This is a genomic window from Acutalibacter sp. JLR.KK004 (genome assembly GCF_036941085.1).
GTDB lineage: Bacteria > Bacillota > Clostridia > Oscillospirales > Acutalibacteraceae > Acutalibacter.
The window spans coordinates 1,035,165-1,059,496 of record NZ_JAYMNQ010000001.1 but is presented as its reverse complement, the minus strand read 5'-3'; the positions used below and the strand labels follow the sequence as shown (position 1 = coordinate 1,059,496).

Annotated in this window: 22 protein-coding genes; 5 read left to right on the top strand and 17 right to left on the bottom strand. The window is 58.7% G+C overall.

Going from position 1 to position 24,332, the window contains the following annotated elements; genetic code table 11:
* The first annotated feature begins 43 nt into the window (after window positions 1–43).
* From VSQ30_RS05975 to VSQ30_RS05965, 3 genes are all read left to right on the top strand, one after another.
* Entirely contained in the window at window positions 44–1,012 is a 969-nt protein-coding gene (locus VSQ30_RS05975) for an N-acetylmuramoyl-L-alanine amidase (protein ID WP_334462745.1), read from the top strand.
* Between the two features lie 69 nt (window positions 1,013–1,081).
* The gene (locus tag VSQ30_RS05970; protein WP_502876201.1) at window positions 1,082–1,603 is read left to right on the top strand and encodes a DNA adenine methylase; all 522 of its coding nucleotides are present in this window, start codon (window positions 1,082–1,084) and stop codon (window positions 1,601–1,603) included.
* Entirely contained in the window at window positions 1,569–1,739 is a 171-nt protein-coding gene (locus tag VSQ30_RS05965; protein WP_334462744.1) for a helix-turn-helix domain-containing protein, read from the top strand. The genes VSQ30_RS05970 and VSQ30_RS05965 overlap by 35 nt, the downstream gene beginning before the upstream one ends.
* Before the next feature lie 277 nt (window positions 1,740–2,016).
* Here VSQ30_RS05965 and VSQ30_RS05960 read toward each other — a convergent pair whose 3' ends face one another.
* The 17 genes from VSQ30_RS05960 to rbr form a co-directional block, all read right to left on the bottom strand.
* Window positions 2,017–3,669 (bottom strand): PASTA domain-containing protein, encoded by a 1,653-nt coding sequence (locus tag VSQ30_RS05960; RefSeq protein ID WP_334462743.1) that lies wholly within the window; start codon window positions 3,667–3,669, stop codon window positions 2,017–2,019.
* Between the two features lie 181 nt (window positions 3,670–3,850).
* The gene (gene fabG, locus VSQ30_RS05955) at window positions 3,851–4,576 is read right to left on the bottom strand and encodes a 3-oxoacyl-ACP reductase FabG (protein ID WP_334462741.1); all 726 of its coding nucleotides are present in this window, start codon (window positions 4,574–4,576) and stop codon (window positions 3,851–3,853) included.
* A 9-nt stretch (window positions 4,577–4,585) separates the two neighbouring features.
* Window positions 4,586–5,314 carry a 16S rRNA (uracil(1498)-N(3))-methyltransferase gene (locus tag VSQ30_RS05950; protein ID WP_334462739.1) on the bottom strand — a complete coding sequence of 243 codons (729 nt, stop codon included), beginning with the start codon at window positions 5,312–5,314 and terminating at the stop codon, window positions 4,586–4,588.
* 25 nt (window positions 5,315–5,339) lie between these two features.
* Entirely contained in the window at window positions 5,340–6,365 is a 1,026-nt protein-coding gene (locus VSQ30_RS05945; protein ID WP_334462738.1) for an FAD:protein FMN transferase, read from the bottom strand.
* 150 nt (window positions 6,366–6,515) lie between these two features.
* Window positions 6,516–7,475, bottom strand: coding sequence for a glycosyltransferase family 2 protein (locus tag VSQ30_RS05940; protein ID WP_334462737.1), 960 nt, complete (start codon window positions 7,473–7,475; stop codon window positions 6,516–6,518).
* The gene (locus tag VSQ30_RS05935) at window positions 7,472–10,156 is read right to left on the bottom strand and encodes a YfhO family protein (protein ID WP_334462735.1); all 2,685 of its coding nucleotides are present in this window, start codon (window positions 10,154–10,156) and stop codon (window positions 7,472–7,474) included. Before VSQ30_RS05935 ends, VSQ30_RS05940 begins: the two co-directional genes overlap by 4 nt.
* A gap of 216 nt (window positions 10,157–10,372) precedes the next feature.
* A complete protein-coding gene (locus tag VSQ30_RS05930; RefSeq protein ID WP_334462734.1) occupies window positions 10,373–11,401 on the bottom strand; it encodes a zinc-dependent alcohol dehydrogenase in 1,029 nt (342 codons plus the stop codon).
* 290 nt (window positions 11,402–11,691) lie between these two features.
* On the bottom strand, window positions 11,692–12,342 hold the full coding sequence (locus tag VSQ30_RS05925; RefSeq protein WP_160642356.1) for an HAD hydrolase-like protein: 651 nt from the start codon (window positions 12,340–12,342) through the stop codon (window positions 11,692–11,694).
* An 81-nt stretch (window positions 12,343–12,423) separates the two neighbouring features.
* Entirely contained in the window at window positions 12,424–13,422 is a 999-nt protein-coding gene (locus tag VSQ30_RS05920) for a TPM domain-containing protein (protein ID WP_334462729.1), read from the bottom strand.
* Between the two features lie 35 nt (window positions 13,423–13,457).
* On the bottom strand, window positions 13,458–14,219 hold the full coding sequence (locus VSQ30_RS05915) for a LemA family protein (protein WP_334462725.1): 762 nt from the start codon (window positions 14,217–14,219) through the stop codon (window positions 13,458–13,460).
* Window positions 14,220–14,303: 84 nt separating this feature from the next.
* Window positions 14,304–15,491, bottom strand: a complete 1,188-nt coding sequence (gene thiI / locus VSQ30_RS05910) for a tRNA uracil 4-sulfurtransferase ThiI (RefSeq protein ID WP_334462723.1) — start codon at window positions 15,489–15,491, stop codon at window positions 14,304–14,306.
* A 24-nt stretch (window positions 15,492–15,515) separates the two neighbouring features.
* Window positions 15,516–15,992, bottom strand: coding sequence for a GNAT family N-acetyltransferase (locus VSQ30_RS05905; RefSeq protein ID WP_334462721.1), 477 nt, complete (start codon window positions 15,990–15,992; stop codon window positions 15,516–15,518).
* Window positions 15,993–15,996: 4 nt separating this feature from the next.
* Complete coding sequence (locus VSQ30_RS05900; protein WP_334462720.1) at window positions 15,997–17,130, bottom strand: cysteine desulfurase family protein; 1,134 nt, start codon at window positions 17,128–17,130, stop codon at window positions 15,997–15,999.
* 125 nt (window positions 17,131–17,255) lie between these two features.
* Window positions 17,256–18,281 carry a D-2-hydroxyacid dehydrogenase gene (locus VSQ30_RS05895; protein ID WP_334462719.1) on the bottom strand — a complete coding sequence of 342 codons (1,026 nt, stop codon included), beginning with the start codon at window positions 18,279–18,281 and terminating at the stop codon, window positions 17,256–17,258.
* 38 nt (window positions 18,282–18,319) lie between these two features.
* The gene (locus VSQ30_RS05890) at window positions 18,320–19,447 is read right to left on the bottom strand and encodes a hypothetical protein (protein WP_334462717.1); all 1,128 of its coding nucleotides are present in this window, start codon (window positions 19,445–19,447) and stop codon (window positions 18,320–18,322) included.
* A 361-nt stretch (window positions 19,448–19,808) separates the two neighbouring features.
* Window positions 19,809–21,407 carry an ABC transporter substrate-binding protein gene (locus VSQ30_RS05885; protein WP_334462715.1) on the bottom strand — a complete coding sequence of 533 codons (1,599 nt, stop codon included), beginning with the start codon at window positions 21,405–21,407 and terminating at the stop codon, window positions 19,809–19,811.
* Window positions 21,408–21,981: 574 nt separating this feature from the next.
* Window positions 21,982–22,521: a rubrerythrin gene (rbr, locus tag VSQ30_RS05880; protein ID WP_160642365.1), complete on the bottom strand. Its 540-nt coding sequence runs from the start codon at window positions 22,519–22,521 to the stop codon at window positions 21,982–21,984.
* A gap of 201 nt (window positions 22,522–22,722) precedes the next feature.
* On the opposite strand from rbr, the gene VSQ30_RS05875 reads away from it, so the two are divergent.
* Together VSQ30_RS05875 and VSQ30_RS05870 are read left to right on the top strand one after the other, a co-directional pair.
* A complete protein-coding gene (locus VSQ30_RS05875; RefSeq protein ID WP_237076214.1) occupies window positions 22,723–23,118 on the top strand; it encodes a hypothetical protein in 396 nt (131 codons plus the stop codon).
* Window positions 23,119–23,150: 32 nt separating this feature from the next.
* Window positions 23,151–24,332, top strand: a complete 1,182-nt coding sequence (locus tag VSQ30_RS05870) for a sn-glycerol-1-phosphate dehydrogenase (RefSeq protein ID WP_334462709.1) — start codon at window positions 23,151–23,153, stop codon at window positions 24,330–24,332.

Below are 24,332 nucleotides of genomic sequence, written 5' to 3'. Positions count from 1 at the left end.
CTACTGCCCGGTGAAATTTTCGAGCCGGAGAAAGGGGCGCGGGATGAGTAACAGCGCTTTAAGCTGTATGCGGCAAATAAGCCCCAACTGCAACAGCCCCCGGAACCACAAAATCGACACCATCACCATCCATTGTGTGGTGGGCCAGATGGGCGTGGAGGCCCTGTGCAGCGAGTTCAGCCGTACATCTAAAGGGGCCAGCTGTAACTATGGCATAGGCTACGATGGCCGCATTTGTACCATTGTGGACGAAAGCGACCGCTCCTGGTGTTCCTCCAGCGCGGCAAATGACAACCGGGCCATTACCATTGAGTGCGCAAGCGATGCTATTTACCCTTACGCAATCAACGCCAATGTCTGGAAGTCCCTTATTGAGCTGTGCGCGGATATCTGCAAGCGCAACACGATTAAGCGGCTGCTGTGGCAGGCCGACAAGGGGCTGGTGGGCCAAGTGAACCTCCAGAACATGACCGCCCACCGTTGGTTTGAAAACAAGTCCTGCCCCGGCGATTATATCTACAACCGGCTGGGGCAGATCGCCAAAGAGGTAAACCAGAAATTGAGCGGCGCTCCCGCTGGCCCCTTTAAGCCGTACCAAGGCCAGGTAAACGCCGATGACGGCCTCAACTGCCGCACGGCCCCGGTAAGCGGCTCGGTAATTAAAGCTTTCGAGGACGGTACGGTGCTGACCATCACCAAAGAGGACGGCAACTGGGGCTACTGCGGCGAGGGCTGGGTGTGCCTGGACTATATTACCAAAATCGCCTCGGCTAAAGACCCGGCGGCAAAGGAGGAAAGCATCATGGACGGCAGGCAGTTTAAGAAAATGTACGGTGAAATCAACCCCACCTACAACACCCTGGATGAGGTGCCCGGCTACTGGCGGGAGGATATCCGGGAGCTGGTGGAGAAAGGTATTATCTCCGGCGTGGGCGGCGGCAAGCTGGGCTTGACCCATAGCGAGTGCAAGGCCGCTGTGCTTGCCAAGCGGATCGCGGAAAAGCTGAAATAGCCTGCTGCCCTTCGGTAGTCCGCCCGAGGATTCTGGCCCCTTAATTTACAGAAAGGGATGGACTATTATATGGACAGCTTTATGGGCTGGATCGGCGGCAAGCGTATGCTGCGCAAAGCCATTTTGGAGCGTTTCCCCACGGACAAGGTGGAGCGGTATATTGAAGTATTCGGCGGTGCGGCCTGGGTGCTTTTCGCCAAGGAAAAGCAGGCGGGCCAGCTGGAAGTCTATAACGATATCAACGGCAATCTGGTGAACCTGTTTCGCTGTGTAAAGTATCACTGCGGGGAGCTGCAGCGGGAATTTGACTGGCTGCTTTCTTCCAGGGAGCAGTTTTTTGATTATGTGGCCCAAGCCAACATGCGGGGGCTTACGGATATCCAGCGGGCCGCCCGGTTTTTCTACATGGTCAAGCTGAGCTTTGGCAGTGAGCACAGAACCTATGGAACCAGCAAAAAGATAGTGGACACTGCTGTCGAACGTCTTGCCGCCATAAAAGAACGGCTCCGGGGCGTAAACATAGAGCACAAGAACTTTGCAGACCTTATCCGGGTGTATGACCGCAAGGGTGCGCTGTTCTATCAGTTTTGACCAGCTGGATAGAATCTGCGAGGCTTTAGACTGCACCCTGCCGGAACTGCTGGAATACATACCAAACCCGCAGCCGAAAACAGGGGAAAACCTGATCCTGGAGGAGCATGGAAACCGCAAGAAAAAGTCAAGCTGATTCTCCAAAAAGTAAGGGCGCTTAAACGGTTTATTTTACCGCTTAAACGCCCTTCTTTTTTCTCAATTTGTTTGCAAAGGTTTCTCGTTTTTTGCGCAAAGCTACAGCTTCTGTGTTGGAAATCCTCGAAATACGAAAGTAATCCTTGCGGTTTCCGCCTTGAACCCCACAAAATTTCCTCGAAAATCTTCGCACCAATCCTATCGGTACAGCTTCTGAGAAATACTAAAAAGCCGGCTGGGAAACTCCAGCCGGCCCTTTTTCTTTATTTAGAACTTTATTCTCCGGGAGGCGGTTCGCCCCCTTCTCCCTGGCTGACAGGCTCTCCCCCCTCCGCCTCCGGCCCGGCACTGACCACCACTGTCACTGTGGCCCCATAGTCCAGGGAATCCCCCGGCTCGTGATCCACATAGCGTATCACATAGCCCGGGCCAATGTCATCGCTGTGCTCTTCCTGGCGCATGGGCACAAAGCCGTTGCCGCTTAAAAGCTCCTGCAGTTCCGCAAAGCTTACGCCTTTTATCTCTGGCAAGGCCCGGGTGGCAGCGCCCTTGCTCACTGTCACCACAATGGTATCCCCAGGCTTGGCCTCCTCCCCCGCAAAGGGGCTTTGGCTGATAATATTGCCCTCGTCAATGGTGCTGCTGAAAGACCGGGAGGAAATTTTTAGCTGCAGATCATACTCCCCGTCCTTGATTTTCTTCTCCCAGTCCTCATAGCTCTGGTTGAGCATGTTGGGCACCTCTATGGCAGACTGGGCGGCAACCGTACCGTCAAAAAGCTGGCCCAAGTCCCCAAAGGACATGCCTCTGTCCCCCAGCCAGGCCGAGGCTACAATCACCAGAGCCACCAATGTTACCACACAGGATCCGATAAGCCACACCACCGGAGGCAGCCCCCGGTTTTGGGGCAGGCTCATGTTGATAGGCGGCAGGCGGCGGATGGCGTCTGTCTGGTCAATTTCCTCCACCAGGGCCGGGGCAGCGGAAAGCTCGCTGCGGAAGCGCTCGAAACTGCCGGTGCGCTGGCCCTGCTTCACCTGCAGGGAGTTGGCAATAGCTGTCACCGCAAAGGGAGGCAGGGTTTTCATCACATCCTTGGCAATCAGCAGCCGGGGATCCTCCAGGCGCTTCGGCGCTTCCTTGGGGGGGCGGCCTGTAAGGGCATAGAGCATACAGGCCCCCAGGGCATACACGTCGCTGCCCTCGCTGCACAGGGCCTTGGAGCTGTACTGCTCAATGGCGGCGCAGCCCGGATCCAAATCCGCCGGGATAGGGGATCCGGCCCGCCGGACGGCCTTAATGCAAAAGCCTGTCAGCAGCAGATTGCGCTCCTTCGTCACCCGCAGGGTGTCCGGGGAAATGCCCAGGTGGGAAATGCCTAAGGAGTTGATAAGCCCCAGGGCTGTGAGCACCGGCATGAACATCCGGTTCACTTCGTTCCAGCCCAGCCTGCCGTTGTTTTCAATGTAACTGCGCAGGGACACAGTGGGCGTATAGCGGTAAACCGTATACACCGTGCCGTTTTCCTCGAAAATGTCCAGCACAGACTCTATCACCGTCAGCTCCCGCAGCCGGCTTACGCCCTTCCCCAATTCTAAAAACTCGTCAGCATATTTGTCAAACACAGCCTGGTTCTCTTTCCCCGGGGCAACAGACTGATCCTGCCTGCGGGAAGCCAGGGGCCGGGGATAAAACTCCCGGATGGTAACGGTTTTCTGGCTGGCGCGATCCAGGGCCATGTAAGTGATGCCCTCGCTGTTCATGGAGCGCACCCGCCCGATAACGTACCGGGAGGCCAGCACCGTCTGGAACCGGAGGCCCTCTGTCACCTGGGGCTTGCTGTTGTCCCAGGAACATTCCGGGCAAAAGCTGCCGTCCACCTCCGGACGGTAGCCTGCAAAGCAGTTCATGCATAGTTTGCTTGCCATGTTTCCTCCCAGCCCCCTTTGCCTTCAAAGCCCCCTTGGGCTTATTTCCATAACACGCCGCCAAGCTGCGGCCAAAAAACAAGTATAACAGCTTGTGGCTATTATATCATATGCGCCGGGAAATTACAAGAAAACAGGCAGGGAACCCGCAGCTTTTCTCTCTGCCCCTATCCCCCTGTCCTCACCGAAGCAGGAATCCCCCGTTTATGCCCAGGGCCTGCCCTGTGACAAACTCGTTTTCCGCCAGGAACAGGGCCGCGTGGGCCACCTCCTCCGGTGTGCCAATGCGCCCCAAAGGGGTGTCCTGGGCCAGGGCGGTTATATCCGCCGGAGAAAGGATTCCGTTCATAGGGGTGTCGATTACCCCAGGGCAGATGCAGTTTACCCGGATGCCGGAAGGCCCTTCCTCCTGGGCCAGGGCCTGGGTGAGTCCAATCACCGCCGCCTTGGAAGCGGAATAGGCCGCCTCGCAGGAGGCCCCCTGCTGGCCCCACATGGAACTGACATTGATAATGCAGCCGCGTTTCCGGCGGATCATAGGGGGCAGCGCCCGGCGGGTACACAAAAACACCCCTCGGGTGTTCACAGCGAAAACACGCTCCCACTCCGCCAGGGACATGTCTGTGAAAAGCCCCCGCCAGGAAATGCCGGCATTGTTCACCAGCACGTCTATAAACCCGAATGCCTCCTCTGCCGCCGCGAAAAGGCGCTCTACTTCCTCTTCCCGGGAAACGTCGCAGGAAAACACAGCGGCCCCGGTCTTTTCCGCAAGATCCCTGGCCCGCTCTGGGTGGCTGTGGCACACCATAGCCACCCCGTAGCTCTTTTCCGCGAAAGCCGCCGCCATGGCCCTGCCAATTCCCCCGGAAGCCCCGGTGATCAACACGTTTTTCGCCCGTCCGCCCATATGGCTGCCCTACCCTTCCATTTCGCCCCGCTGGTACAAAATCGCCGCCAAAGCTGCCAGCGGGGCGGTTTCTGTGCGGAGAATCCGCCTGCCCAATGTCAAGGGCTTTGCGCCCATGCTTTCCGCCAGCGCCGCCTCCTCCGGGGTAAAGCCCCCCTCCGGCCCGATGAAGAGGAACAGCCTGTCCCCCGCCGTCTCCAGGGCCTCTTTGAGGCTGTGTTTGCCCTTTTCATAAAAAAAGAGCACGTCCCCCTTTTCTGCCGCCTCCCGGAGGGCCTGCCCAAAGGGTACCGGCTCCCGCACCGGGGGCACCATACCCCTGCCGCTCTGCTTGGCAGCCTCCAGGGCAATGCGCTGAAGCCGGGCAGTCTTCTTTTCCGCCTGCTTCCTGTCCGGCCTTGCCACGCACCGGGCGCTTTCCACCTGCCAAAGGCCACAGGCCCCCAGTTCCACTGCCTTTTGCACCACCGTGTCCAGCTTGTCCCCTTTGGGAAGGCACTGGCACACCGTTATCTGTACAGAAGGCTCTGCCCGGTTTGCAGCGCCTTCGCCCACCTCCAGCCACAGGCCGTCTTTTTCCACCCGCTCCACCACGCCGGGATAATCCGTCCCTGCCCCGTCGCACAGGGTAACTTCCTCCCCGGGCCGCAGGCGCAAAGCCTTAGCCCCGTGAAGGCCCTCCCCGCCGCCTAAAAAATATGGGCTGGAAGGGGTATCTGTGATAAAAAACCTTGCCATGCCTGCCTCCTTTTCCTGCAAACTTTCAAGGCTTGTCTGCCGCCAAATCCCCGGGGCTGTGGGGTGTAAAAGCTTCCTCCAGGCCGGGGGTGCAGGCGATGCTGCCATCCTCATGGATGAAAAGGGCCTGGGCTGAAAAGCTTTCCAAAAGGGGCAGGCTCTTTTCTTCCCCCAAAACAAAGCAGGCGGTGGAAAGGCAGTCGCTTAAAGCACCGGAACCGCTGCACACCGTTACGGAAACCAGCCCGCTTTCCGCCGGATATCCGGTTTTGGGGTCTATCAGATGGTGGTAGGTGACGCCGTCCTGCTGGAAGGTTTTTTCATAGCTGCCCGAGGTGGACACAAAGCCCTCTTCCAGCGCCAGCACCCCTACCGAGCCGGCGCCCCAGGGATCCCGCACGCTCACCTGCCACAGGGAACCGCCGGGCTTTTTCCCGTAAAGCCCCACACTGCCTCCGGCGGCGGCCACGCCTCCTGCAAGCCCTGCCTCCCGGTACACAGCCAGGGCCTTGTCGCAGGCCGCGCCCTTCCCCGCCGCCCCCAGGTCAACCGCCATGCCCTCAGGGAGAGAGACCCCCTGGGGGGTGAGGGCAAGCTGCCTGTAGTCCACCAATGCCCGGGCCGCTGCCAACTCCCCTGTTTCAGGCAGACGTGGATTTTCGTCAAAATCCCACAGGCGGCTTACCGGGGCGATAGTCACGTCAAAAGCGCCGCCGCTCTTTTCCCCCACCTCCAGGGCCGTTTCCAAAAGGCTCTCTGTGGCGGGATCCATGGGCACAGGGCCGTTTCCGGCGGAAGCGTTTAAGAGAGCGATGTCGCTGTGCTCCCTGCGCCAGGAGATGCGGTTTTCCAGCGCCCCAATCTCCTGGGCGGCCTGGGCGGCGGCTTCTTCTCCCCCTTTGCCGTATACGGTCTGTTGGATATAGGAACCCATGGCAAAGGTGGACAAGGTATAGGGCTTGTCCCTTTCCCCTTGCAGGTAATAAAGCGCCCCAAAAAGCGCCAAGCACACCAAGCCCCCGGCAATCAGGGCGTATTTCTTTTTTCCCATGCCGCTCCTTCCCTCTGACGATTTTCCCACAGAAAAAATGTGAACAAAGTGTGAATAATGGTAAAAATCAGATAAAACTTGGGAAAAACCTGTTGTTTTGTAAACGATTTGTCATCTAGTTACAAAATTGTAATTTCCATAAAGGGAGGTTTATTCCTCCGGCGGCTGCTGCAAAAATTCCTCCACCCGGTAACGGGGCCGGGCTTTCACCTCGCTGTAGATTTTCCCCACATAGCCGCCCACTACCCCCAGGCACAGCATTTGCAGCCCCCCCAAAAGCCAGATGGAGCAGACAATGGCAGTCCAGCCGGAAACGGCCCAGCCGGCAAAATAGGAGATGAGGGCATACAGCAGGCCGAACACGCTGAGGATGGACACAATGACGCCGAAGTTTGAAATGAGCTTTAAGGGCTTCACGCTGAAACTGGTGATGCCGTCCAAGGCCAGGGCTATCATCTTTTTCAGGGGGTATTTGGATTCCCCGGCAAAGCGCTCGTGGCGGTCGTAATACACATAGTCGCTCTTATAGCCGATAAGGGGCACCATGCCCCGCAGGAACAGGTTTACTTCCTTATACTCCGACAGGGCCTCCAAGGCCCGGCGGCTCATCAGGCGGTAATCCGCATGGTTAAACACCACGTCTACTCCCAGCAGGTGAAGAATCTTATAATACCCCTCGGCTGTGGTGCGCTTGAACCAGGTGTCTGTGTCCCGCTTGTTGCGCACCCCATACACCACGTCGCAGCCCTCCAGGAATTTTTCCACAAACTTGTCCAGGGCGTCCACATCATCTTGCAAATCCGCGTCCAGGCTGATGGCACAGTCGCACAGGGGCATGGCCGTCATCAGCCCGCAGAACAAGGCGTTCTGGTGGCCCCGGTTGTGGGCAAGCTTTACCCCCTCCACATAGCCGTTTTCCTCGTGGAGCCGGGTGATAATTTCCCAGGTGCTGTCTTTGCTGCCGTCGTTTACCAGCAGGATGCGGCTCTTGTCGCCTGCAAGGCCCCGCTCCCGCATGGAATCCATTTTGGCGGTCAGGCGCTTGACCGTTTCTTCCAGCACTTCCTGCTCGTTATAGCAGGGGATGACGAAATATACAGTTGGGTTCATAGCTTCGGTTCCTCCTGTTGTTCCGGGGCTTCCTCCCCGGAGGTTTCCACCCCTGGGACTTCCTCCCCGGGGATTTCCTCCTCAGGCGCTTCCTCCGGCGTGTCAAGGTCTACCCGCTCTGCATATTCCACAGGGGCGGGGTCTTTTTCCCCTGCGCCCGGAAGCTGGGCCTCCTGCTGCGGATCCTCCGGGGGCAGGGCCGCCTGCCGGGGGAAATGGGGAATCATGGCCCCGGGCCGCAGGAAGGTGGCCCTGTGCCGCTTTTCATATTCGGAGAAAGGCTCCAGGCGCATAAAGCGGGGGGCCGGAGGCTGAGGCTTCTCCTTCAGGCGGCGGGCCAAAACCAGGTAAGCTGCCAGAAGGCCCAGGGAAAGCAGGGATCCCAGTATGCCGGCTGTCAGGCCGGGGGTGCGGTAGGTAAACTCGATCTGCACCTGTTCCCCCACCGGCACCACCACTGCCATAAAGCCCACGTTCACCCTGGTGATTTTTGCCGGCTCACCGTTTACCCGGGCAGACCATCCCGGTTCATAGGGCACGCTGAAAAACACCAGCTCCTCGGTGTCCGTATCCAGGGTGGCGGAAAAGCCTGTGCGGGTATACTGGAAGGACTGGCAGGCAGAGGCCGCCCTGTCCAGGCAGTCCTGGGGATAGAGGCTTTGGTTGAAGGCCCGGTTTTCCGGGGGCAGGTGGGTGAGAAGCCCCTCAAAGTCCTGCACGTCCTTGTCCTCCAGCACCACTGCCCGCAGCATGGCAAGCTCCCTGTCCCCTGCTGTGGAGTCTGTGCCCTTGCTGAGCTTTTCATACTCGCTGCGGGTGATATAGTAGTCATAGGAAAAGCCCATGGGGATGTAATACTGGTTTTCCCAGATATCGAAGCCGTTGGCGTTGCCATAATAGGCCCAGCCGGGCATAAGGGGTTCGGAGGAATCCTCCCCGGCAAAGTAGTCGCTGTCGTGGTCGTCGTCGAAAAGCCAGTGGACAGAGGTCAGCGCCCGCACCCCGTAGTGGCTGGTTTCCGGGCGGGAGGCCACGTCCCGCTGCACCCCCACAGAGCTGTAAAACTCCATGACAGATCCGGGCACCACGCTGTGGAAAGCCTGGATGGTGGGGACTTTCCAGAACATGCCCGCGTTGTCCACAGACTCATAAAAGTCTGAGCGGCACTGCTGCAGGTCCGGCAGGTCGATGGAGGCGCCGCCGTTTAGGGAATAGGGGATGAGGTGATCCCAGGTGTAGTCCGACTGGGTTTTGCCCAGGGCAATAAAGAAAATGGAATACAGCACCGAGACAATGGACGCGGCCCATATAGTCCCCCGCTGGAAAGATCGGCGGCTGTCCCGCCGGAAGGTGAACACATAGAACAGGGCGGCCAGGGAGATGAGGGAAATGGCGGCATAGCTCCAAAAGCGGGTGGGATACTGCATAAGCCCAAAGGAGACGCTCTGCTCCCCGTCCACAGTTTCGGAAACCGGCGTGAAGCCCACCACAGCCGTAATGCCCAGGGTGATGGAGAGGGTCCAGACAAGGGAACGCTTCCAGTCCACCCGCTCCTCCTCCAAGGACATGACAGTGGCAAGGGCCATCATCAACGTGAGCATATAGAACCACCGGGCATAGTAGGCGCTGTTCATCATCTGGAAGGCAGAATTCAGCCCCGGCACCAATGCCATGAAGAAAAGCGTCCATAAAAGCTTTTTCAGCCAGTGCTTCCGCCTTAGCTGGAGCCAGCCGATAACCCCCGACATGCTGAAGAGGGGCAGCCAGGCCCCCAGGGAAGCCCAGCGGGACTCGGACTCCGGGGTGAAGTTGGGCCGGGCGGGGAGATCCGGCGGGAAGAAGAAGCACTCCAGAATGTGGAGATACCGCTGGTTTTTGTTATAGAGCACCGCGTTCCAGCCGTTGATGATGTTTCCTGTCCGGCTGTTTTGCAGCACCGCCAGGATGGAGGGGACAAGCAAAGCGCAGGAAATGCCCACTCCCAGCACAGCTTCCAAAGCCAGGAAGAGGAAGTCCCGGAAGGAGAGCCGCCAGTCCCCCCACAGCATACGCAGGAAGAAATAAATGAGGGTGAAGGTGACCTGGCCCACAAAAAAGTAATAATTCACAAAGCAGCAGGCTGCAACCGCCAGGGCAAAAAGCCCCCGGCGGCGGGTTGCCATGTATTCGTCCAGGGCTGCCAGCAGCAGGGGGAAGAACACAATGGCCTCGTGGAAATGGTTAAAGAAAATATTATAGATGGAAAACCCGGAAAAGGCATAGAGGATGGAACCGATGAGGGCTGTGTCCGGGGTTTTGGTATAGCGGTGCAGGTAAATGTACCCGGTGAGGCTGGCGCAGGCAAACTTCAGGATGAGCAGCGGCCCCATCATGTATTGCATCCACTCCGAGGGGAAGGGGATGGTGAGCCAGAAGAAGGGGCTGCCTAAAAGGTAGAAGGAATAGGATCCGATGAAGTTTGCGCCCAGGTCTGTGTGCTGGCTCCAGCCAAGCTGCCCGGATCGGATGGCGTCGTGGGCCAGACGGTAAAAAGGCACCTGCTGCACGTTGAAGTCTCCGTAAAACAGGAAGCGCCCGCCGTCTATGGCCATGAAGGGGATGAACACCAGAAACGACAGTCCCAGCCCCAGCACAAACGCCCGTATATAGTAGTTTTTCTCTCCCTGCCGCCGCTTTAACAAAACACTACCTCCTAAGGTCAAGGCCGTAGGGCTTCGCCCCACACCCCACAAACCTTTTTGCAAAGAAGGGCAAACATTCCCTTTGGGAATGTTATGACCCAAAAACCAATTTACACCATCGGGAGTACCCCGGACACGCGATGGCTCACGTAAGCGCGGAATATCATTCCGCAGCGGAAAGTTCCCGCTCACGTTTCTCGCGTCTTAGATGCAACGTTACGTTGCCTGGACGTTGATAATAACTTTCATGGTAGATTCCCGGTTCTCGTCGATGAACTTATAGGCCTCCAGGTAATCCTTGAAGGCAAAATGCTTGGAGATTAAGGGCGCAAGGGACACCTTGCCCTGGTTTACCAGCTCGATGGCTGCAGCGTAATCCTCTGCGCGGTACATCATGGAGGTGTTTAAATCCAGCTCGTGATCGTTGAGCACTGCCAAGTCCACAGAGGCCTGCCCTGCAAACACCGCCACCAGGATGATGGCGCTGCCCTTACGGGCGTGGGCAATGGCCTGTCCCATAGTGATGTTGTTGCCGGCGCAGTCGTAAATCACGTCGGCCTTGTCCGGGCCAAAGCACTCTGTAAGGGCTTCCCCGAAATCCTTCTCCTTTGTGTTGATGCAGAAGTCGGCCCCGCACTCTTTGGCCTTATCAAGGCGCAGGCTGCTTACATCTGTTACCATCACCCGCCTGGCGCCCATGCCCTTGGCGGCCTGGGCCACCAGGATGCCGATAGGCCCGGCACCCAGCACGCAGATGTCCTGCCCGGTTACGTCCCCGGCCCGGCGCACCGCGTGGACTGCCACAGCCAAAGGCTCTATCATGGCGCCCTCGTCCAGGCTCATGTCCTCCGGCAGGGGGGTGACCTTTTTCGCGTCTACAGCGAAATATTCGGAGGCAACGCCTGTGGTCTGGAAGCCCATTACCTTCAGGCTTTCGCAGAGGTTATATTTCCCATGGCGGCAGGGATAGCATTCCCCGCACACCACCTGGGGCTGGATGGTGACCTTCTGGCCTACGGTGAGGGTTGTCACCCCCTCCCCCAGCTTTTCCACCAGGCCGGAAACCTCGTGGCCCTGGGTGACGGGATAGCTTGTGAAGGGGTGCTCCCCGTGGTATACGTGGATGTCGGAGCCGCACACGCCGATTTTCATGATTTTAATGAGGGCCTCCCCGGGCTGGGGCTCCGGCGTGGGGATTTCGCGGAACTCTATTTTTCCGGGGGCGGTCATAACCTGCTGCAGCATAACAGTCTCTCCTTGTCTGTTAGTATAGGGGCATCCGCCCCGCACCGATATATCCTTATTATACCTTGGAAATCCTGTCCAGGCAAGTGCTTTTGTACAAAAAGGGCGCCTGGGGAAGCTTTCTGCTCTAAGAAGCTGTACCGATAGGATTGGTGCGAAGATTTTCGAGGAAATTTTGTGGGGTTTAAGGCGGAAACCGCAAGAAGACCTGTCGGTCTTCGAGGATTTCTAACACAGAAGCCCGCTAAATTTCCCGAAAAGATTTGTGCAGGAGCCTATTGGTACAGCTTCTAAAGCAGGGAGAAACACAAGGCTTCCAACTCCTCCACGCTGGAGACAAGGTGGGTGGCCCCGGCCTCCCACAGCTCTCCCGGATCGCTGTAGCCATAGAGCACGCCGACGCTCTCCACCCCCTGGGCCTTGGCTCCCAAAACGTCCTGCCGCCTGTCCCCCACCATCACCATCTGCTCCTTGGGCGGGTTTTCCAGCAGCTCCCTTGCATAGGCGATTACCTCCGCCTTGTCTGTGCGGGCGCCGTCCAGCTCTGCCCCGGAAAGGCAGGTGAAATATTGCTCTACCCCCCGCAGGGACAAGATCTGCCGGGCAAACACCAAAGGCTTGGAGGTGGCAAGGCACAGCACAGCGTTGCCGCGCAGGCGCTCTAAAAAGCCCGCCATGCCCGGATACAGGGGGCTTTCAAAAACACCCTTGTCCCGGTAGCGCTCCCGGTATTTTTCTACGGCCCGGGCGGCGTCCACAGGGCTTAGGCCATAAAAGGTTTCAAAAGAGCCTTGCAGGGGCGGGCCGACAAACCGCCGCAGTTGGGCCTCTGTCTGCTGGGGGAAGCCGAAGGCAGTGAGGGCATACTGGGCGGATTTCATAATGCCCTCCCCGGTGTCTGTTATGGTGCCGTCTAAATCGAACAGGAAATATTTTTTCATACATGTTCTCCCTCATAGAATGCACCCATGCCGGTTCCAGCATGGGTGCCATTGATTTTCAGGCAGCTTTGCCGCCGGTTCTTAGCGCCTGCCGGCCCCGCCGCCGCGGCTGGCTCCACCGCCGGAGAATCCGCCTCCGCCGCCAAAGCCCCCTCCAGAGCGGCCTGCGCCAAAACCTCCGGAACGCCCGCCGCCTGTAAAGCCGCCGAAGCCGCCGGGACGGTGTCCGCCTGGGCGGTGCCCCGGCCCTCCAAAGCCTCCCGGGGGCGGCGGGGGCGGGGGCGCGCCCCAGTGGGATCGGCGGTTCCGGCCCATCATGTTGCCCAGCATCATGCCGGTCCAGAAGTTGCCGCCACCTCCGCCTCCTCCATAGGGCGGGCCGCCCCGTCCCCCGCGGCCCCTGCCGCTGAAGATACGGACCACAATGATGACAACCACCATAATAATGACAATGCGGGCCACGTTGGAGACAACCCCCATGAAGCTTTTCCAGCGGCTGGGCCGCACGCTGCTGTAATAGGGTTCATCATAATCAGGGCTGTCGGGCTGGGTGTATTCGTCCTCGTAGTGCTCGTAATAGTCCTCCACCTCGTCCAGCACTTCGTCGAAGAACTCCTTCACGCCCTCGTCATACCGGCCTGCCGCAAAGTCCTCCTCCAGGTAATCGTCAAAAAGCTCCTGGAACTTGGCCCCGTCAAAATAGTCCTCCAGGCCATAGCCCGTCGTGGCGTAATAATTTTCCTCGCCTATGGCCAATACCAACAGAATGCCGTTATTGCGCTGGGAAGAGCCAATGCCCCAAGTGTTAAAGAGGTCGTTTGCATAGTCTTCTATATCCTTGCCGCCCAGGAAGTCCACCGCCACAATGACAATTTCCGCGCCGCACTCTTCAAAAAGCTCTTCATTTTCCTTGATAATCTCCCGCTCCGTCGCGCTGGAGAGCACCCCGGCCTCGTCCAGCACATATTTGTTTGCCGGACGCTGGGGCACTGCCGCCAGCGCGGGCATGGCAGTCCAGAAAACCAGGCAGATCATCCCCACTGCCCCCAGCACCCATTTGCCAAGCTTTTTCTTTACCACAGGGCTATTCCTCCCTTCCTATGCCTTCCCTGCTGTCAGGGGTCCGGCTTGTCTTCCACAATCTGCCCCACCCTGTCCTCTATCTTCTCCGCATAGCCTTCCGCCCAGGCTTCCACCGTGCTTTCCAAGGATTCCTCCTGCCGGATGGACTGCTCCGCCGCGGCTTCTTCCCCGGCGTAGTCCCGCTCAGGCTCCTGCACCGCTGTGTCCTCCACGACGGTGCCATGCTCGTCAAAGGGGATAAGCTCCTTCACATCGGTAAAGTTCCGCAGAAGGTTTACCGGGAAGGAATGCAGCCGGGCGTTAAAGGCCCGGGCCTCGTCGTTATAGCTGCTGCGTTCGATTTTGTCCTGCTCCGAGCGCATCTGGGCTATCATCTGGGCCGGGTATTTTTTGTCCTTTTCCTCTAAAGGCAGCTTTTCCAGTTCCGCAGCCAGGGCTTGGGCCGCCGCGCCCATTTCCATATTGGTGGCTCCCGCCCAGTAAAAGGTGTCGTCATGGGCGCTCTCATTGGCCTGCACCTGGTATTCCAGCGCCTGCGTGTAAGAAATAATCTCCGGGTGGGCCTCTGTATACCGCTGGGCCACAGTCAGCAGGTTGTGGGCGGCTTCCCGGCGCTTTTCCAGGCCGTCATAGATGGCATAGCCTGTGCTGTCATAGTAATAGGCGCTTTCGGCATCGTCCCGCAAGTCCTCCATGGAATGGGCCACGCCCAGGGGCATGGCGGCAAAAATCAGCCCTGCCATAACGGCCGCGCCGATAATATTCCGCTTTCTCCGCTTTTTTCCATCCTTCATCCCGCAAAACCTCCCTGTGTTTTCTATATTCTATGATAACAGCCCCAGCCTGCGAAAAACCCGTCCCATTTCTTACAGTTTTCTTTAATTTTGCAATTCCGGAAGGATTTGCCGGGCTTCCGCCTGCTCCAGCGCTTCCCTGAGCAGGGCTTCCCCGTCGATGGCCTTTTCCCCGTCCTCCACAAAATGGAGGATGGGCTTTGTGCGGGGATGCTTGGGGGTGAAGATGGTGCAGCAGTCCTCATAAGGCTCGATGGAGATGTCATAGGTGCCGATTTTCGCGGCGGTTTTCACAATCTCCGACTTGTCCGCGCCAATAAGGGGCCGGAACACCGGCATGCCCGCCACGGCGTCTGTGCAGGCAATGGCCTGCATGGTCTGGCTGGCAACCTGCCCCAGGCTTTCCCCGGTGATAAGCGCCCCGCAGCCCTCATCCTCTGCCACCCGCCGGGCCGCCCGGAGCATGAAGCGCCGCAGGATGACGGTGTGCAGCTCCTCCGGGCATTTGTCCCGGATTTCCTCCTGGAGGCGGGTGAGGTTTACCGTCACCATTTTGATGCGCCCGGCATATTCCCCCACCTTTTGCAGCAGGCGCACCACCTTGTCGTGGGCCAGCTCGCTGGTGTAGGGCGGGCTTGCAAAGTGGACGGCGGTAAGCTCTACCCCCCGCTTGGCCATCATCCAGGCGGCAACAGGGCTGTCCAGGCCCCCGCTTATCAGCACCAGCCCTTTGCCCCCGGTGCCCACAGGGATGCCCCCGGCCCCTGGCCTGGGGTCGGCGTGGACATAGGCTTCCGCTTCCCGCACCTCCACCCGCACCGTGATGTCCGGGTTGTGTACGTCTACCCGCAAATGGGGAAAGGCTTCCAGGAGGTAGCCTCCCACCTCTGCGGAAATCTCCGGAGACTTGTAGGGAAACTTTTTGTCGCTGCGCTTGCACTCCACCTTAAAGGTGCGGGCATCCTCCAAAGGCTCCCGCAGGTATTCCGCCGCCTTTTCCCGGATTTTCAGAAGATCCTTTTCCGCCGCCCCGGCCCGGGTATAGGCCACCACGCCGAAAACCTTGCCGCAGCGCTCCTCAGCCAAGTCCATGTCCGCGTTTTCATCCTTTGGCTCCACGTATACGGTGGACTGCCGGCTGTATACGGAAAACTCCCCCGCGCTTTTCAGCCTGCGGCGGATATTTTTTATGAGCACGTCTTCAAAGGCCCGGCGGTTCAATCCCTTTAAGGCGATTTCCCCCAGCTTCAGTAAAATTATTTCCTTTTCCATAAGCGAGCACGCTCCCACTCTTGTTTATTCCAGGGCCTTGAGCATAATCAGGCAGGGGTTTTCCTCATCCCACATTTCCGTCAGGGTGACTAGGGGCGCAAAGCCCATCCCCCTGTAAAACCGCCGGGTGGCTTCATACGGCGGGAAATCTGCTGTGTCGCTGAGGGTTTTTACCATCACACAGGCGCAGCCCTGCTGCCGGAAATAGCTTTCCGCCGCCTCATACAGCCCCCGCCCCAGGCCCTTCCGGTGCAGGCCGGGCAGGACGCCCATCACTACAATGTCCCCTGTGCGGCTGTAATGGATTGTTACGGCAAGGATGCCCAAAGGCGCGCCACCCTCGTCCACCGCCGCCCACAGGGGCAGGCCCTTCACCTTTTCGCAGTATTCCGAAAGGCCCTCCAGGTTCCCGAACCACTCCGGCAGGGCGCGGAGCACCTGGCGGGTATAAGCGGCCCGGCGCTCAGGTTCTTCCACTTTTTCTATTTTCCAGCCTTCCATAGGCTCACTCCTTTGCTAAGCGCGAAAGCCCCTCTTCCAGGGCCGCAAGCAGGGCCTTTACGTCCTCCATGCTGGAAAACCGGGAAAAGCTTACCCGCAAAGCAGAGCGCACATGCCCTGCCGGCAGGCCCATGGCCTCCAGCACATGGCTGGGCTTTGCCTTTCCGCAGGCCGACCCGGCGGAGACATATACCCCTTTTTCCGCCAGGAAGTGGAGCATAGTTTCCGCCCGCACCCGGCCTGCTGAGAAGTTTACAATATAAGGCAGGCCGTCCTCCGGGGAATGGACGGTTACCTGCTCCAAAGCGGAAAGGCCCTCGATAAGGGCCTCTTTCAGGGCCTGTATTCTGGGCAGGGCTTCCTGGGGCCTTGGCAGGCGGGAGGCCGCTTCCCCAAAGGCCCCCAGAAGGGGCAGGCTTTCTGTGCCCGGGCGCAGGCCCCGCTCCTGCCCGCCGCCAAAGGATCGGGGCAGGATGTGCGTGCCTTTTTTTACATATAAGGCCCCCGCGCCCTTTGGCCCATGGATTTTATGGGCGCTGACGGTACACAGATCAATCCCCCATTTTGCCGGGTAAAAGGGAAGCTTCCCAAAGGCCTGCACCCCGTCTGTATGCAGCAGGGCCGGGGCCTTTTTCCGCCTGATAACCCGGCTTAAGCCCTGGACAGGCAGGATAGCCCCGGTTTCGTTGTTCACTGCCATCACGCTGACGAGAATGGTGCTTTCGTCGATTGCCGCTTCCAGTGCCTCCAGGGGCACCTGGCCTGTTTTGTCCGGCTTTACATACACGGCCCGAAAGCCCTGGCGCTCCAGCTCTCCCACAGCTTTCAGGACGGAATCGTGCTCTATGGCGGTGGTGACGATTTTATCCCCTAACCGCCCGCGGGCAGCGGCGGCCCCGAAAAGGGCCAGGTTGTTCCCCTCTGTGCCGCCGCTTGTAAACGCAAGCTCCCCTGGCTGCACCCCCAGCTTCCCGGCAACAGCGGCCCGGGCCTTTTCCAGCTCCTGCCGGGCTTTATAGCCCCGGGTGTGCAGGGAGGAAGGGTTCCCGAACTCCTCCACCATCAGCGCCCGCGCCCGGTCTGCCGCTTCCGGCAGCACCTGGGTGGTGGCGGCGTTGTCTAAGTAATGCTCTGCCACATCCATGCCTCCTAAGGTCTTGGGACTTTTGTCTCGCCTGTCGGCTCGGTCGGTTGCTGGACATGCCCCACTGGGGCATAGCAACCCCTTTTAAAAAAGGGGTTAATCCTAAAATTTATAGCGTTTTACAGCTTTCTGTAGCCGGTAGCGAAATCCACCTGGTTTTTTAGCGGCTCTCCCTTCAGGAAGCGGGTGAGGTTCTGGGCGAAAATATCCACAATGCGGGTGTGGGTTTCCTTCAGATGGTAAAACCCGGAGATGTGGGGGGTTACCACCGCTGTGGGGATTTTCCACAGCCTGTGGCCCTGGGGCAGCGGCTCCGGGTTGGTAACATCCAGCCCGGCCCCGGCTATGGCCCCGCTTTCCAAAGCGTCGCACAGGGCCTCTGTGTCCACAATGGTGCCCCTGCCCACATTTAAAAGCACAGCCCCGGGCTTCATCAGCCCTAAGCGCCTTCTGTCCAGCAGGTTCCGGGTGGCTTCTGTTCCCGGCAGGGTGACGGCGACGATATCCGCCTGGGGGAGAAGCGCGTCCAAATCCGCAATCAACCGCACCTCGTCGGCATAATCGGGCTTTGCGGCATCTGTCCGGCGCACGCCGATAACCTTGGCCCCCAGGGCCCTGCAGCGCTTGCCGAACTCCCCGCCGATGTCCCCCATGCCCAGCACCAGAACGGTGCTGCCGTATATGGATCGCACCGGCCCCAGGCTTTCCCAGGCTTCCCTCTGCTGGGCGTCCCGGTACAGCTCCAGCTTTTTCAGGATTTCCAAAGCCATAGCCAGCATGTGCTCGGAGATGGCAAGGCCGTATGCCCCGGTGGCGTTTGTAAGCAGCGTATGAGGGGCCAGCACCCCGGGCCTGATGTATTCCTCCACCCCGGCGCTGTTGGTTTGCAGCCACAAAAGCTTTTCGCTGCCGTGGAGGCTCTCCCCCTTCACGTTGCCTAAAATAATGTCTGCCCAGTCTATGTCCTCCTGGGTGACGGGATCTGTTTCTATGAGATTTTCAAAGGGCAGCTTTGCCCGCTGGAAAGAGGGCAGGGCTGTCCCGGCCTTAAACCGGAAGGCACACCCCGGCCCGGCTTCCTGAAGCTTTTGCACGTGGGTTTCCTCTACAGGGACTGTGACGAGAATATTTTTGCCGTTTTCCATACCATGCTCCTCCTCTTTGCAAAGACAGACTCCGAGATTTATCCTTCCGCCATTTCCAGAATGGAAAGGGCTGTTTGCAGATCCTGCCGGCTTGGCTCCGGGATTTCCGCCCGGCAGGCCATGCCGCAGATACGGCGCGGCCCGTCCCCCAGCCGCACCCGGCAGTTGTGGGGGCAGGCACATTTGCGCTGAGGGAATTTATCGTCAAACCACAGGCCCAGCCTGGGATTTTCTTTATGCAGGGCAGCGCTTGCCTCTGAAATTTTCTCCGGGGAACCGAAATACAGGCACAGGGTAAAGGCGTCGGGGTCAGCGTAGAACCCGGCGGCGCATCTGCCCTCTTTCCGGTATTCCCCTTTCCACTGCGCCCCGGAGGTGATTTCCCGCAGGGGCTTTATCACAAGCTTTGCCCCCCGGCCTGTCATGGCGTTGTGCAAAATCCTGGCGGACTGCGCCCTGTCCGGGGTGAGGGTGGCGAAAATGTCCGCAGGCTGTGGCCCGCCCTGGAGGGCTGCCCGGTAGTCCACCCGCAGATAATTCATATAGCTGTATTTATCCTGGGGCGCCTTGCACAAGGCCCACAGGCCATATAACATTTTGGGGAACTCCCGGCTGGTGACGTACACCAGCTTTGGCTCCTGCCGCTCGTCCAGGCCCAAAGCCTGCAGGCGCTGGAACCGAGGCCCGTTTTCCCCCCGCAGGTGTGTCCATTCCATGGCCTTGCGTGCCTCCTGCCAGGCGGCTGTGGTGAGGGTGAGCACCCCCTTTTCCAAAGACTGCGCCCGGGCGCCCAGCTCGTATAAGTAGGCCGCGTAAAACCGGATGGCCTGCTGGAAGCGGTTACGCAGACGGCTCTCCTTCTGGTCGGCCTTGTGCTCCTCTTCTTCCTCCTCCAGCCCGGCAGGCCGGGACTGCATGTACTCGTCATATTCCCCCTGGGGAATGAGGAAAAAGCCGGGGTCGCTGTACATTTCCCCGTATAAGCCCTTTATAAATGCGTAAAACTGCCGCTCTCCCTCCGCCATGTCCCCGCTGGCGTGCTCACATTCCGGGATGGCCTCCCGGAAGGGCGCCAGCATCCGCAGGCAGTGTAGGATGGAGCGCCGGGGCGCGTCGTCTTTGGGGGGCACAGGCCGCCCCCACAACACAGCTTCTCTTCCAGACATAACAATCGCCATGCGGTACAGCATTCCCGCAAAAGGGATGAAGCATCAGCCCTTTGCGGCTGTACCGTTCCTTTCTTCGTATTTTTCCCGTTTCCTCCCCGGCTGGCTTACGGCAGGGCCTGTGCCCGTTTTGGGGAGCGGAAAATCTTCTCTGGTTTTTTTCTGTTTTCACCTTCCCAAGTTTACCACAAAACTTTCCGCCTGTCTATGGAAAAGCCCCGGGGCTTCTTCCGGGAAAGCTGCCGGAAAAGGGGGAAATATGGGAAAAAGGGAAGAAAAAAGCCGGAGGTTTAGAGGGATTACACAGAAAAAGCCGGGACAGTGGGGCAAATGTCGGCGGGGCCGGAAGCAGTTTTTTGCCCTATCCCTTTTTGCGGGCTGTGATGAAGTTCACGCTTAAATCCGGCGAGGCGGCAATGCCCCGGGTGCTGGGGCCGGCGGCGTAATAGGTTTTGTCGCTGAACAGGGGATAGAAAATATAGCTTTCCAGCAGGTAGTTTTCCAGGCGGCGGTAGGAGGAAAGCTCGAAGGTCAGGGAGTGAAGCTGGGCGTCAAACTCCTCGTCCTCCAGAAGGCTGGGGTAAGAGGTGCTTTCAAAGGACTTGAGCACCTGGTAAGGCGTGGTGCCACCGGCCCGCAGGGTATAGAGGGCGGCCTCATAGTCCCCGGAGGCAACCCGGCTTTTCATCTCCTCCTCGGGCAGGGGCTGGATGTTAAAGGCGTTGCCCAGCTTCTGGTTCCAGGAAACCAGGAAGCCGTTGGCAATGTCCACAGACTCCGGGTCATCCGGGCACAGCACCGAGATGGAGGGCAGCTTCTCCTGCTCCAGCATTTCCAGCAGGGAGGGAAGGCGCTCTAACACCGTATCGTCCTGCTGGGCATAGAGCCGGGCGCCGTCGGCATAATAGGAGGAGGTGTTCCACACCACGCAGCTTGGCATAATGCCCATGGCCTCCTGGGCCTCCTTGTCCCGGCGGCGATCCAGCAGAGACTGCCTGTCAAGGGTTTTCAGGAACATCTCCCGCACCACAGGCTCCTCCAGGCTTTGCGCGCGGGGGTTCAGCAGCAGGCCTGTCACCGCGTCGTCCAGCACCTGCACATGGCACCCCTGGGCCTCCGCCTGCTCTGCCAAAGACTGGGACAGGGTGAGGATGTCCGCCTGCCCGCTGGCAAGGGATTCCACCGGGTTTTCCAGCAGGGCCGGGTCGTAGTCTATCAAAAACTGCAAAGAGGCGGGGCGCACCTCATGGGGGCCTTTATACGATTCGCTGCGGGAAAGGCTGATGGCCCTCTTGCCGGACTCTGTCACCCAGGAATAGCGGTTTGTAAAGGTGAAGGGGCCGTTTGTGATAAGGTATTCGGAGGAAAGGCCGTAGTGCCCGGCAGACTCCTCGAAATAGGCCCGGTTGCAGGGCATATAATGGCTGCCGGCGGTGAGGGCGGGAAAATCCGCATAGCTTTTTTCAAGCTGTACCACCAAAGTCAGCTCATCCTTTGCAAAGACCCCCAGGCTGCTCTCCGGTATCTCTTTATTGTACACCTCCCTCGCCCCCCGCAGGATGAACAGATCGTCCACAGAGGGGGTGGCGGTTTCCGGGCGCAAAGCCCGCTGCATGGCGAAAACAAAATCGTCCGCTGTGACAGGGGTGCCGTCGCTCCACTTGGCGCCCCCCCGCAGGTAGAAGGTGAATTCCGTGTCGTCATAGTTTGCTTCCCACTTTTTCGCCACGCCGGGCACCACCTGCCCGTCCTCGTCAATGCGGCACAGCCCCTCGAAAACAGAGCTGATAACCACCCAGGCCGACTCCCCGGAGGCCGTTTGGGGATCCAGGTTGTCCACGTTGCGGGCCAGCAGGTAGGTAAAAGTTCCGTCATTTTTATAGCCGTCCCCGCAGGCCCCGCACAGGCACAGCAGCAGGAAGGAGAGAAGCAGGCAGCAAACGCCTTTTATATGTTTCATCACAATCGCCATGCGATACAGAATACGCACAAAAAGCCATGAAAAAGCAGCGCTTTGTGCCCGGTATCTTTCCTTTCCTTCGTATTCTTCACACTAATGTCCGCAGTGCCGGGCCTTAAACGCCGCGCCTGTGGGCAGAAGCCCATACGCACAGCCTTGTAAAAGGGGAAGCCGCCCCGCGCCCGAAACCGTTCCTTTCTGTTTTTTTCAGCTTGCTCCCATCATACCAAACCCGGCTTTAAAAGTCAACCGGGCTGCCGGGAAGAGGGAGTGCCCAAAACACGCATTTTGTGCTGTCAGCGCATGACCGTGGGACTCTGTCCCACACCCTGCGAACCCTTTTGAAAAAAGGGTTCGATCCTAAAACCAATTTCTTAAATTGATAAATTTCTTTCTATTAACTCTTCCTCTTCGTTTCAGACATCCCCTCCGGGAGGGGGCGTGCCTGCCTCCGGCGGTTTAGGGAGCCTTTTTAGTCAGGCCCTGGGTATTCCCCCAGCAAGAAAAAGGAAACCCGGCGGCACCCCTTTACAGGGCACAGCCGGGTTTCCCGCCTAAAGAGGCGGTTGAGCGTTTAGTAATTGGCGGGCTTTAACTGGAAATAGGCCTGGGGATGGGCGCACACCGGGCAGACCTGGGGCGCGGCCTTGCCCACCACAATGTGCCCGCAGTTGCGGCACTGCCAGATGGCGTCGCCCTCCCGGGAGAACACCAGGCCCCCTTCAATGTTGGCGGCAAGCTTGCGGTAGCGCTCCTCGTGCTCCTTTTCAATGGCGGCAACGCCCTCGAAAAGATGGGCAATCTCCGGGAAGCCCTCCTCTTTGGCGGTTTTGGCAAAGCCCGCGTACATGTCGGTCCACTCGTAATTTTCCCCGTCGGCAGCTTCCTTCAGGTTCTGCAGGGTGTCCCCCACCTGCCCGTGGAGAAGCTTGAACCAGATTTTGGCGTGCTCCTTCTCGTTGTTGGCGGTTTCCTCGAAAATCTCCGCAATCTGGGTGTAGCCGTCCTTTTTCGCCTTGGAGGCAAAATAGGTGTACTTGTTCCGGGCCTGGCTCTCCCCGGCAAAGGCGGTGAGCAGGTTGGCTTCTGTTTTCGTCCCTTTCAGTTCAGGCATGGCATGTTCCTCCTTTTGGTTTAGAAAGCTTTTATACGTCTCATAATATCCCCTCTGCCCGGTAAAGTCAACAGGCAGTTTCCCGGCGCAAGGGGTGCCGGCGCTTCCCAAATGTAAATTTATCGTGAAGCCCGGGCCGGGGCTGTTGAAAAACCTTTTTATAAAGCGTATACTACAGATTATAGAAAGGTTGTGATAGCTTTGTTTTTTCAAAAATTCCAGCGCTTCATGTACGGACGCTATGGCAGCGACGGTTTCAGCTTCTTTTTGCTTCTGCTTGCCTTAGTATGCACTTTTTTAGGCAGCTTATTCTTCTGGCCCCTGACCCTTTTGGCAGACGCGGTGTATATCTACACCGTCTTCCGCATGTTCTCCCGGAACATCCCGGCCCGGCAGCGGGAATATTACGCCTTTTTAAAGGTGTGGGGGCCTGTGAAAAGCTGGTTTGCCTTACAGAAGCGGAAGTTTTCCGAGCGGAAGTATACCCGCTATTTTAAGTGCCCCCAGTGCAAACAGCAGCTCCGGGCGCCCCGGGGCCGGGGGAAAATAGAGGTCACCTGCCAGAGGTGCCATCACGTGTTCATTACAAAAACCTGAAAAAGCCGCGTTACCTAAAGGAGAAAAAGGATATGAAAAAGCTGACGGAAATGAGCCTGGAGGAATTTGCGGGGCTTTCCTACCCCTGCTCCTGCGGGCGCACCCACGAGGTGGGCATCCGGAAAATCCGGGTGGCAGGCGGGTGCCTGGAAGAGCTGCCCGGAATTGTAAAGGATTTAGGCGGCGGGCCTGCCTACCTGCTGGCAGACCGCCGCACCTTCGGGGCGGCCGGGGAGCGGGCGGGGCAGCTTCTCTATGAAGGGGGCATCCCCTTCCATGGAAAAAAATTTTCCGGGGAAAAGCCCCTGGTGCCGGACGAGCACACCCTGGGGGCCGCCCTGGCGGATTTAGAGCCGGAGGACAGGCTGATTATCGCCATAGGCTCCGGCACCTTAAACGACACAGCCCGGTTTCTCAGCGCCCGCACAGGGGTGCCCTATATGGTGGTATGCACCGCCCCTTCCATGGACGGCTATGCCTCCACTGTGTGTCCCCTGATTCTGGAAGGACAGAAGGTTACAAAGCCCGGGGTGTATCCCCAGGCCATTCTGGCAGACACCTCCATTATGAAGAACGCTCCCATGCCCATGCTTACGGCAGGCTTTGGGGACATTATCGGCAAGTTCACAGCCTTGGCGGACTGGCGGCTTTCCCAGCTTGTAAACGGGGAATATTACTGTGAGGAGTGCGCCGCCCTTATGGCCCGGGCTGTGGAAAAGTGCGCTGAAAACGCAGAGGGCCTCCGCGCCCGGGACGAACAGGCTGTGCAGGTTGTGACAGAGGCCCTCATCCTCTCCGGGGTGGCCATGGGCCTTGTGGGCAATTCCCGGCCCGCCTCCGGGGCAGAGCACCATTTCTCCCATTTCTGGGAGGTGGACGCCCTGCGCTGGGGGCAGGAGCACCCCCTCCATGGCAACTCCGTTGGGGTGGGGGCGGTAATTTCCGCCTCCCTTTACGAGCTGGCAAAAAGCCGCCTGCCCCAGGGCTTTGCCCTGCCGGACAAGGAGCGCATCCTCTCTTGCCTGCAGGCGGCAGGCTCTCCTGCAGGCCCCATGGAGCTGGGCATCCGGCGGGATTTATTCTTTGAAAGCCTGCTGCACGCCATGGAAATCCGGGATCGCTTTACCATCCTGCGGTTTTTAGCCGGGCAGGGGCTTTTAAACGGCTGCGCCGCTGAGCTTGCGGGCCGGTTTTATCCGGCTGGAAAGGAGTGA